Source organism: Paenibacillus sp. cl130 (genome assembly GCF_900116035.1).
Taxonomy (GTDB): domain Bacteria; phylum Bacillota; class Bacilli; order Paenibacillales; family Paenibacillaceae; genus Paenibacillus; species Paenibacillus polymyxa_B.
The window spans coordinates 1,136,581-1,149,181 of the sequence record NZ_FOYG01000001.1; the positions used below are offsets into that span (position 1 = coordinate 1,136,581).

At 49.6% G+C, this 12,601-nt stretch carries 2 protein-coding genes; both read right to left on the minus strand.

Translation table 11 applies throughout. The features are described 5' to 3' along the window. Nucleotides 1–3: 3 nt before the first annotated feature. On the minus strand, nt 4–11,316 hold the full coding sequence (locus BM358_RS05365) for a hybrid non-ribosomal peptide synthetase/type I polyketide synthase (protein WP_231517274.1): 11,313 nt from the start codon (nt 11,314–11,316) through the stop codon (nt 4–6). Nucleotides 11,317–11,349: 33 nt separating this feature from the next. Further along, a complete protein-coding gene (fabD, locus tag BM358_RS05370; protein ID WP_028543122.1) occupies nt 11,350–12,597 on the minus strand; it encodes an ACP S-malonyltransferase in 1,248 nt (415 codons plus the stop codon). Nucleotides 12,598–12,601: the final 4 nt, after the last annotated feature.

A 12,601-nucleotide genomic window follows, 5' to 3' on the forward strand; every position in this document is an offset into this window, starting at 1 on the left:
ATGCTAAATCTCCCTCCGTCGGCGTTCTTTTTTCTCTACTTTTACTGATGACAGTGCATGCTGCTGAACTGGGATGACTTCTCTCATAAGCTTTCCATCGGACCGAAGTATGTTGCTAATCTCGGTTTCCTCTGTTCTGAAAAACTCAATGGCAAACGGAACAGATTCATGAATAAGCTGAACAATCTCGCCGTTGATCACATCAAATGTGGTCCTAAAAGCTTCGTGACGCTGAATAAGCGCTTGGAAGGCTCCCTCAAGTCTGGCCAGGTCCAGTTCTCCTTCCAACATCATGGCGCCCGGTAGATTATAGCTTAGATCCTCTGGATTCAGCTCGTGCATCATAAAAAGACGCATTTGAGCAGACGAGGCCGGATAATGGGCGCTTGGAGTCGCAGCAGGGATCAAGGAACGGACTGTCGCTTCATCCTCGTGATGACACTCAACTCTTCTGGAGCTTATGTGATCTGAAAGTTGTCGAATAGTCGGAGCTGCAAAAAGTTCCTTTAAAGTAATCTCGATGGCCAACATTTGACGCACACGCAAAATGAACTGGTAAGCGAGCAACGAATCTCCGCCAAACTCAAAGAAATGATCATCTATACCTACTGCGCCTGTTTTGAAAATGTCCGCCCACAACAGGAGCAGTTGCTGTTCCATTTCGTTGCGGGGCGGTGTATGTTCTTTGCCGGAAGGCAACTCTACCCCCAAGGTATTTAACGCCTTACGGTCCAGCTTTCCGCTTGAACCTAGAGGCATCGTCTCCACCTTCACAAAACGTAAAGGAGTCATATATTCCGGTAATCGTTCCAGCAAAAATGCCCGCAGTTCTCGAACTGTACAGTCGGTTTGCACAACCAGATAAGCACACAAATACTTGTTGCCCTGCTCATCTGTCAAATCAAGTACAGCCGCCTGCTGAATGTCGTTATTTTGCAAGAGGGCTGTTTCAATTTCACCTGTCTCAATCCGGTAGCCTCCGATTTTCACCATTTGATCCAATCGTCCCAAGTAAACAATCTCTCCGCTAGGCAGCATCCGGGCAAGATCGCCTGTCCGATAGATTCGCTCACCTGGTACAAAAGGATTGGGGATAAAACGCTCTGCCGTAAGTCCATCCAGATGTACATACCCGCGTGCCAGATGGCACCCTCCCAGACAAAGCTCTCCTACCTGCCCCAAACCAACCAACGCCAGCTCCTGATTTAAAATATACGCCCGGGTGTTGCCCACAGGCCGTCCGATCGGAATCGGACCTTCGGAAGATACAGACGTACACGTATAGGCTGTTGCAAACACACTGGCTTCCGTAGGCCCATACAGATTAAGTAATCTCGCTTCCGGGAACTTCAGATTAAAACTTCGCACCTGCTCCTGGCCTATCTGTTCGCCACCCGACATGACCCAACGCAAAGTGGCTGCTTGGATTGTATCCTCGACTGAAAGCTCTGACAAAAACATTTGCAGCACAGTAGGAATGAAGAAAGCCACTGTAACCTGATGCCTGTGAATGGTACCCAGCAATTGACGGGTATCCGTTTCTGCACCTGCCTCCAATAACACCAATCGTCCTCCGCCCATGAACCAGCTGAAAAGCTCGACGATGGAACCATCAAAGGTATAGGATGCTTTTTGCAGCACCGTGTCCTGCTCCCTTAAACCAAGCTGTTGTGCCAGCCATACCACTCGCGCACTAAAGGCGTGATGCTCCACCATCACCCCTTTGGGCTGCCCGGTTGAGCCGGAGGTGAAGATGACATAAGCCAGATGATCAGGCTGGATGACAAGCTCTGGATTACCTCGTTCTTGCTGATCCTGACACAGTAAGTCAACGTCGATGACCTGCTGGATTCCTTCATCTATCCAGTTGGCGTGGCATTGCTGATGGGTCAGAATCCATTCGGCACCAGCGTCTGCCAGGATGTAGCGAATCCGTTCCTTTGGATCGGCTGGATGAATGGGGAGGTACGCCGCCCCTGCTTTTAACACGCCCAATAAAGCAACAATCATTTCCGGTGAGCGCTCCATAACAATAGCTACTATTTGCTCCGGCCGGGTACCGGAGTCCAGTAGGCTATGTGCAACCAGATTCGCCCGTCGATTCACCTCTCCGTAGCTGATCTCCTGTTGACCGGAAATGAGAGCGATCTGCTCAGGGTTTCGGCTTGCTTGATCCTCGAAATATTGATGTAACAGCTTTACGGACCCCGGACCCATGTCTGTCTGATTGAAATCATGGACAAGTGTCTTCCATTCCGCCTCGCTCACCGATTCCGAAGCCGCTATGGCAAGCTCACTCACCCAGTCCTCTTCCTTGTGGACGCTTGCTGACTCAAGTATTTCCTCTCTGTCCCGCTGATTCGGGTCAACTGCCACCTTTTCTATCCGAAGCTCTCCAATCTTTTGCTGTGGATTGACAAGGACAGTGTGTAAGATTTGAAGGAATTCCCGGCTCAAGCGTTCCACCGTCTCCCCGGTAAAGAGATCTACATCGTATTGAAAAATACATTCGATATGCTCGTCGGTCATAGCTGCGGTAAATGTTAAATCGAATTGTGCTCCTGTATACTCCGCTTCATCACATGGAGTCAGTTTCAGGCCGGGTAATTCTACGATGGTACGGGAAGATTCGTTCAATAATGCAAACATGGTATCGAACAGCGGATTGCGACTTGTTTGGCCAGCCAAATTCAACTTCTCAACCAGTTGCTCGAACGGATAGTCCTGATGCTCAAAAGCCTGGAGAGAGCGTTCCTTTACCTGCATTAAAAATTCGTGCACTGTCATGTCCTTCTTCGGCGTGTTGCGAAGGGCCAAAGTATTGACGAACATGCCGACAAGAGGACTCAGGCTCGCATGAGTTCTGCCGGATACCGGAATGCCGACGATAATATCTTCCTGCCCACTGGCTTTGGCCAGCAATAGGTTATAGGCCGCCAGTAGAACCATAAATACCGTGACATTTTGTTGCAGGGCAAAGCGTTTTAACTTCCACGTCCATTCCTGATCCAGCTCAAAATGAACGGCTTGCCCTTCACCTCTTCTCACATCGGGGCGTGCATAATCCGTAGGCAATTCCAGCTCTGTAATTTCCCCTTGAAAAAGCTCCAGCCAAAACTGCTCCTGCTGACGGAATTCCACACTGTTCAAAAACTCACGCTGCCACACGGCATAGTCTTTATACTGGATCGTCAATTCCGGTAAGCTCATGCCCCCGTATAAACGAGCAAATTCCTCGACGATTATCTCCTGGGAAAGACCGTCCGTAATAATATGATGCATATCAATGAACAGCAAATGACGGTTGGCAGGCTGATGAATAACCTGAACGCGGAACAATGGCTTTTGCCGGAGATTAAAGGGCTTGATTAATCCGTCCTGTTCCACTAATATTCCACGTTCACAGCCCGATTGAATTTCTTCTATCCAGGTCGCTAACCCTTGAACCGTACCTGCCCGGAAGAAATCGCGCAGTGTCAGATTTACATTCCATTCCTTGTTAATAAGGTAGACCAGCTTGGTTGCCAGCAAGGATTGACCGCCCAGCAGGAAGAAGTCATCCTGTGTGCCAATCTGCTCCCGGTGCAGGATTTCCGACCAAAGCTCAACCAAGCGCTCTTCCAGGGGTGAAGCTGGATGTACATAGGCCGTACCGACCTTGATACTTTCATTAACCTGCGGTAAAGCATGACGGTCGATTTTTCCGTGATGTGTTAACGGGATCTCATCGACTCGAACAAAGTAAGACGGAATCATATATTCAGGCAAGGTTACCGACAGATGGGTCTTCAGTTCTGCCACCGACAATTCCTGATCTGTAACGATATAGGCGCATAGCTCATGCATACCAGGCTGGACTTCCTGAACCAACACCACTCCATCCTGTATACGCGGGTGCTGGAGCAACGATTTTTCAACCTCGCCCGGCTCAATGCGGTAACCCCGCACTTTAACCTGCTGATCGACTCTTCCTAAAAATTGAATTTGCCCATCTTCAAGATATCTGCCCAGATCACCTGTTTTGTACATCCGCTCGCCCGGTATCCACGGATTTGCTACAAACTGCTGCTGCGTCAGTTCGGGGCGGTTCATATAGCCGCGTGCAACACCCCAGCCTGAAATGCATATTTCACCGGGTACCCCGATAGGCATAACATCCGTACCCCTGCGATTCATGATGTATACCTCAGCATTGGCTACAGGCCGTCCGACAGGCAATGGATGGACAGCTGGAATATCCGGCACACAATAATAGGTAGCACAGACAGTCGCTTCTGTCGGTCCGTACGTATTGTAGACCTTTGCGGAACGCAACAACTGGGTGACATATTCGCTTTTCAGCACATCCCCCCCGCTAATGTAAGTGCGAATATGCGGGAAAGGGGGCAGTTGATTTAGCTCATTTAAAATAAACGGCGAGGCGCTGACCACGGTCACTTGCTGCTGGCGAATGAATTGGTTCAGCAATTGGATGTCCTTCAGTTCATCCCGTGAAACCATAGCCAGCGTTCCCCCTGCTGCCAATGTAGGGTATATTTCCTCCACGGATGCATCAAAGGTAATGGCTGCCTGCTGGAGCACTACGTCCTCAGCCGTTAAGTGGAATTTATGCTGGAAAGCCGTGATGTAATTCGTTACATTTCTATGCTCAACCATGACTCCTTTGGGCTTACCGGATGATCCTGACGTGTACAAAATATAAGCCAAATGGTGAGGTGCCAGAGGCTCCTTGCCCGCAAGTGCAAGAGCTACATTATCAGCATCTCCGCTGTACAAGGCCGGATCACTTACATCCATGACAGATCCTGTAAAGCGCAGCGTGTCGATGCTGGCGGTACCCGTAGAAGTTAGGAGCAGAGACACGCCGCTGTCCTCCAGCATGTAGGCCACCCGCTCCGTCGGATGTTCCGGGTCCATAGGGACATAGGCTGCTCCTACTTTGAGTACGGCAAGCATGCTGGTCAGCATATCCAGCGAACGGGGAACCAGGATGCCGACAGCTTGGTCCGGTACCAAATGATAAGTTAGCAAGTGCCGGGCAAGCTGATTAGCTCTGATATTCAATTGGCTGTAAGTCAGCGAATGCTCTCCGTAGACGGCAGCAATCCGCTCAGGATGCTGTTCGGCCTGTTCTTCAAACCACTGGTGAACCAGCTTTTCTTGTGGGTAATTCACCCGGGTTTCATTCCACTCGTACAGGGTTCGCTGCTGTTCTTCCGCCTGATTCATGGAAATGAGGCCAATCGGCCGCGAAGCATCAGCACAAACTTCTTGTAAAAGATTCTTGTAATAGCTCGCAAGCCGACGTATGGTCTCTCCCTTGAACAGTTGGGTCGCATACTCAAAGTGAAAACGCAGCTTGCCTTCATTTTCAACCCATATGACTGTCAGATCGACTTGTACAGCCTCCATCTTAGCTTCCAACGGAGTAAAGCGAAGCCCGTTGATGCTCATCGGCTCCCCCCGAAAGTTCTGGGAAATAAACTGAACATCAAAAAGTGGGTTCCGGCTCCGGTCTCTCGGTACGTCAAGCTGATTCAGCAGCATTTCAAAGGGATAATCCTCATGCTTATAGGCTTCAAGCGCGTGCTTCTTAACCTCCTTCAAATATGCTGCGAAAGGCTTATCTTCAGCTGGCGCAGTTCGTAGGGCCAGCGTATTGATGAACAGCCCAATCATGTGCTGGACCTCTTCCGACTGGCGACCTGCGCTTGGAATGCCAATAATGATCTCTTCCTGATTCGCATATTTGGCCAATAAAGTGCTATAGACAGCGTACAGAAGCATAAAGAGCGTAACCCCATGCTGTACCGCTGTTTTTTTAGCCAAAGCTGTTAATTCCTCACTCAGATCAAATGTATAGACATCCCCGGCATTACTCATTTGCGCTGCCCGCGGCTCATCTGTAGGCAAATCAAGTACAGGCAGCGTCCCCTTAAATACGTCCAGCCAGTATGCCTCCTGCTTTTTCATTTCGGCACTGTCCAAACGCTGATTTTGCCACAATGTAAAATCGGTATATTGCATAGGCAGTTGCGGTAGATCCTGTCCAGAATAGCCCTGTATCATTTCACTTAATAAAATACCAATCGAGGCTCCATCGGCTGCAATATGGTCAACATCGCACAGAAAGAGGTGGGAATCGTCCTTCAGCCGGATCAGCTTCGCCTTTAACAGCGGCGCACGATTCAGGTCAAAGGGACGGATAAATTCATCCACATACGCTTCCAGCTCGCGCCCGTCCCCTTCGCTATATTCCAGTGAAAAATCTACCTCCGGGTACACTCTCTGTACCAGTTCGTTATCCCGCAACTCAAAAGCGGTGCGCAGCGAGCTATGACGACGAATTACCGCATATATGGCTTTCTCCAACCGATGATGATCCAGATTACCAGTGATGGTCATCGCACTGCATAGATTGTTCAAGGTGCTATGTCCTGCCATTTGACGCATCATATAAAATCGACGTTGCGTCGAGGAAGCTGGGTACACCTCACGTTGTTCCACCGGATGAATGATCAGATTTTTGTCAGCTGATTGGGGTGCAGGCAGCTCCGTTTTCGTCAGAAGAGGCTGCTTCGCTTCTCCATCCGTATACAGAGCTAATTCGCTGACCGTCATATAGTTGAAGATATCGCTCATATCCACTTTTTTGGACAAGCTTTGATTCATCTGTCCCACCATTTTACTAGCAATCAGGGAGTCTCCTCCCAGCTCATAAAAACTGTCATAGATGTTCAGCTCATCAAGCCCCAGCACTTCCGCCCATATGCTTGCGATCACCTTTTCAGATGAGCTATATTGTTCTGTTGCCCGACCACGCAACTGCACAGGACGGCGCACGGCAGCAGATGACGTGACCGCATGGTCATGCAGAAGCCGACGATGACGGTCCAGAATAGCCCGCATTTCATGAGAAAATCCGAAAGGAATGGCAGCGGAATCCAGCGCGGCCACCTGAGCGTAATTCAAGCCACCCACAATGACACGGGGAACGGGATGAAGCAATAATTGTTCAAGAGCGGCCAGTCCCTCTTGTGTGGACAGAGCCTGAAATAAGCTCTCTTGGAAATCAACCTCATGCTCAAAAGCCATCCCAACTTCCTGCCAAGGAGCCCAGTTGATGGCAAGCGTACGTCGGCCGGAGTGATTCCGCCACTCGGCAAAGGCATCCAGATAGGCGTTGGCTGCCGTGTAGTCGCTTTGGCCTGGTCCACCCATCAGTGAAGTCACAGATGAAAAAAGAATAAAAAAGTCCAGTGTATCCGCAGTGGTGATTCGGTCAAGCACATGTGTGCCTGTTACCTTCGGAGCCAGTACCTCGGTAAAGCGGTCCTGGCTCTTGAGAGCCATAAAACCGTCTCCAGCCACACCCGCAGCATGGATGATACCGTGAATAGCCCCATACTTGTGGCGAAGTTCATTCAAGGCTTGCTTCATAGCGGTCTCGTCAGCTACATCGACAGCATAATATTCTACCTGCGCTCCCTGCTGCTCCAATTCCAGTAAGGCGGTAACCGTATTCAGCATCCTTGTATTCATATCTGGCTTTAAGTTCTGTCTTACGTTACGGCTTCCGTTCGAATCAGCGTTTGCAATGGCCTCCCATTGCTCCTTGGGTGGCAAAGGCTTGCGACCTATCAATCCCAGTGTGACCTGACCTTTAGAAGCAAGCCATTTACCGATTGCCAATCCCAGCCCGCCAGTACCCCCAGTTATGACATAGGTTCCCTGCGGTCTGATCGTAATCGGGTCAACTTCGCTTTCCGTCAGATCCACAGGTTCAATCTGCTCTACATAACGTTCGCCGTTACGCCAAGCGACCAGAAATATATCAACATCGTGCCGTAGGGAATGAATGAGTTCTGAAGGCTGGGTGCTTGTATCTATATCGAGGCAACGGCAGCTCAGATCAGGGTATTCCTGACCGATGACACGGGCCAGCCCAAACAAGCCCGCATGTTCTGGTTTTAATTCATTTTCCAATTCATTCACTTTATAAGCCTGCTCAGCGATCACCGTCAGTTCCTTAACAGCTGACTTGGTCTCTGCGATTGCCTTAGCCAGATGAAATAGCTGAACCATAGACTGCCCGTTCCAGAGGTATATCAGTTTCTTAGCATTCTGACATCGCATCTCTGTCAACAAGCGTCTATGATCTTCCTCGGAACCCGTAGAGAAGTAAGCATGGTCTGACATTTTAGTAAAGGTGACTCCTCGCTTCACTTCAACCACATCATACCCTTCGTGCGCTAACAATCCACGTAGCGTTACACCGATCGGACGGTTATCAGTGAATAATAAAATCGTTTCCAGCGGTGTGGATAACACTGAATCATTTGCGGTCCGGGTTACTGTATCTTCTTCATACTCGGAGGGTGCTTGTTCTTGCTTTTTCCATACAATCTGATGATATTTATGATGTTCTGTATAGCGGGTTCGTTTAAGATCCGCCTCGTGTACACGTTTGACTGCATAATCTTCAATTTCTACCAGTACCTGACCTTCGGCACCCAGAATGAGCACATCTACCGTTAAAATTTCTCCACTTTCCCTGACCTTGCTTTTTTTGCGCAGATAGCTGTAGCAAAGCCGTGGAAGGGAGTCGTAAATGCGCAACTTGTGATATGAAAATGGCAGAAACAGGCCATTTCCTAAACTCTGGCTTGCTACCCCGACGGCCACATCCAACAAAGCGGGATGCAGCACGTATTGACTTACATCCATTTGATAGGCTGCGGGCAGCTCCAGCTTAGCCAACACTTGATCTGTTCCAATTGCAATCGTCCGTAGCGTCTCCCACCGCGGCCCGAATGAAAATGCAGCAGCAGCTTCGGCATGATTCTCACCGACTACTACTTCCTGATCGTTGCACTCAGTCCGAATATCGCCCAGACTCATAACAGGATGGGCTGCCTTTACAAATACCGCGCGCCCCTGTGCATGCCTTACCCAATTCTGCTCCCACGGCTGAACTGAGGGTCCCGTCCGGCTTAATACCTTAAACGAAAACGTCTCACCCTCCCGTTGCAAAACGGTGTGTACTTCTCTTTCTTCCTCTGCATCCACGATGAGCGGAGAAATAAACTGGATATCATATAGCTCCAGCACCTTGCCTGGACGCTTGTATTTTTCCAACCCTGCCCTAACCATTTCCAGATAAGTGGTTCCTGGTACAATACAGTTTTCCATAATCTTATGCTCGCTTAGTACCCAATGACGCCCAACAGAGAAACGGGTCAGGTAAATATCCTGATCCTCGGTTTCTGCCAAACAATAGTCCAAAAGCGGATGTGTTGTTTCCATCTCTGTGAATTTTCGAACATGGGAAGCCTGAGAAACGACTGCCTTCTCCTCTACCTCCACCCAGCATCGCTTAGGCTCAAAAGGATAGGTGGGAATGCTTCGTCTGCGGCACGCTTTGCCTTCATACAAGCTCTCCCATTCCACATCTGCTCCCTCAACATACATACGGCACAGAGAATCCAGCGTATCGAACTCGAATGAAGACTGGGTCAGTTTCTCTTTGGCTGATGCTGTCAGTCTTCTGGATTCCTCCAGCGTAAGCTCCCCTGCTTCTTTTTCCTTCTGTGCAGATACAACCTTATGACGTCCAAAATACACACCCGGTATGAACTCTTCTTGTTGCGCTTGTCCGCTGAAACCTGAGGTCTGAATTTGAGTCAGCTTTGCTCCTAGATCATCCCAATCCCGGCACAGAATCGCCAGACGAAAGCCATACTGCCCTCGTCCGGTATTGGCGGTATAACAAAGATCGCGTAACGGATAGGTTTTGGGTTCCATGACATATTGCTGATATTGCTTCACATAGGCTGCAAGCACTGTTTCATTTTTAGCAGATAACGTAAAAAGCTGAACCGTTTCCGGTGTTTCCTGCTCCAACTGGCCACCATCCTGCATTTCAGCCCACACCGGGGCCTCTTCCAGAACGACATGGCAGTTCGTACCGCTGAGCCCGAAGGAACTGACTCCGCAACGCCGTGGAAAATCCTCCTTGGGCCAAGGCTGCAGCTTGTCATTCACATATACAGGCGAATCAATAAAGCTAATATCCGGGTTTGGGCAGGTAAAATGTAGGCTCGCCGGAATTTCTGCATGCTCCAAAGCGAGCACTGCCTTTAAAAAGCCCGTGATTCCCGCACTGTTATCCAGGTGACCTACATTGGTTTTGACCGAGCCTATGGCACAAAATTGATTCCGGTCGGTATACTGCCGAAAGGCTCTCCGTATACCATCAATCTCCACTGGATCACCCAGCTTGGTGCCTGTCCCATGAGCTTCAATATATGTAATGGTATCCGGGTCAATCCCAGCATCCTTCCAGGCCCGTACAATGACATCCTCTCCTGCCAGCGAATTGGGAGCCGTAATCCCGGCTGAAGTCCCGTCATTGTTCACAGCACTGCCTTTAATGACAGCATAAATATGGTCCTGATCCTGAATGGCCCGCTTCAAGGGTTTGAGCAGAACAGCGGCTACACCTTCTCCTCCGCCTGTGCCATCTGAAACGCTATCGAACGTTCTCGTCCGGTCATCCGAGGAGCCTACACCCAGTCCCCCTCCCTTTCCCTCTTTTATAGGTACGAGTGTGACCTTCACCCCGCCGGCAATCGCCGTATCGCAATCGCCGTGCCGCAAATCCCGGCAGGCCAGGTGAATGGCCACCAAAGATGAAGAACATGCGGTATCCACCAACAGACTGGGCCCTTTTAAATCCAGCAGATAGGCAATCCGACTGGCAATCATGGAATGGATATTACCTGGAATCGCTGAAGAAGCTGATGAAGGAGCCATTTCTGCTATAAACCGCTTGTACTCCTCACCAAAATCACTGCTGTAGCCGACATAGACTCCTGTCCGACTACCGGAAAGCTTTTTACCACCGTACCCCGCATCTTCAACCGCCGCCCAGGCAGACTCCAAAAATAGTCGCTGGTTTGGGTCCATCAATCGCGCTTCAGCCGGAGAAAGTTGAAAAAAGGGATAGTCGAACTTATCAATTTCTTCTAGAAATCCACCTTCATTTAATGCCGTTTGTTCATTTAACAGCCCGGCTTGGAAGAGGCTCTCCAGCTCCCTTTTTCGTCGGGCAGGAAAAGGGCGTATAGCGTCCTGCCCCGCCCGCAGAAGATCCCAAAACTGAGCTGCATTTTCACTTTCGGCAATTTTACAGCTAATCCCGATGACTGCAATATCCGAATCTCGCAGCTCATTAACCGCGATCGGACCCGCGTCCTGAAAATCCTGTTCATTGAATTGAAGAGCCGCCAGATTGAATCCTGTTTTTGTCATCATCGTACTCCCTTCCGTTCCTCGTGTTCGCTGCGATTAGCTGACCTGAAACGCGGGAAATAATTCGCGTGTATGCGTATTGCTGAAAATCTGCTCAAACCGTTCAGCCCGTAGTTCCGTTGGTGTTAATTTGGTTGCAAAAATGGACTTTAGCTTGTCCAGAGCTTGCTGCATTTGTTCCAACGTTGGTTCTGTTCCGGTTGTGATCAATTGTTCGCGCAGGTTTTGCAATTCTTTGTATGGAACGACTACACCCTGCTCATACTCATCGTTATTCCAGTTCCGGTTCTGGGTTGAAACCGCAATCGCAATACAGGAGGTCACCAGACCCAAACCATCTGGTTTGCTCTCGATATCAGCATTCCGCAGCAATTCCAGAGTGGAGGGATGCTCAAAAGCAAAGGAATGAGCCGTAGAGGTGATACCAGCCATTAAATTTCTCAATACGGTTTTGGGGCCGATTTCTATAAAATGATTCACACCCTGATTCAGCATGTATTGAACGCTTCTGTGCCATTGCACAGGCCGTGCCATCTGGGACGTCAGGTTAGATAGGATATAACGACGATCCGCATAGGGTGTCGCTGTAACATTAGAGAGCACAGGCCATTGAAAACGGCCATAATCATATCTCTCCAGCTCCTCCCGAAATTTCCCCGCAGCGCTCCGCATTAAATTCGTATGGAACGGAAAGCCCACCTTGAGGCGAATCGTTTTGATTCCTCTACGGTTCAGTTCCTCTTCTGCCTTCTCCAGTGCAGGAGTATGACCCGAAATGACGAGCTGCTCAGAGGAATTATAATTCGCAATGCCGACCGATACACCGGCTGTCGAGGCTTTCTGGCACACCTCATCCACCTCACGCTCATGACTCCCGACTACCGCCAGCATCGCTCCTGTACCGGGAGCAACAGCTTCCTGCATCAGAATGCCCCGCTGACGTACTATTTTCACCGCATCCGAAAAAGCAAGCGCCCCTGTACTGACCAATGCCGAGAATTCTCCCAGACTGTGACCCGCTACCAGAGATGGAGCAAGCATCAATTCCTGCATCAGTACACGAAAAGCTGCGATGCTCACGGTCAAAATGGCAGGCTGGGCATTAGCGGTCAGAGTCAGCTCATCCATGGAACCTGTGAAACAAAGCGTCTTTAGATCAACCCCTAGCGCATCCTCGGCCTCTTCAAAGGTTTCTCTTGCTACTGAATATTCATCGTATAAGCTTTGACCCATGCCTACATATTGAGAGCCTTGCCCCGGGAATAAAAATCCTAATTTTTTCATCGTT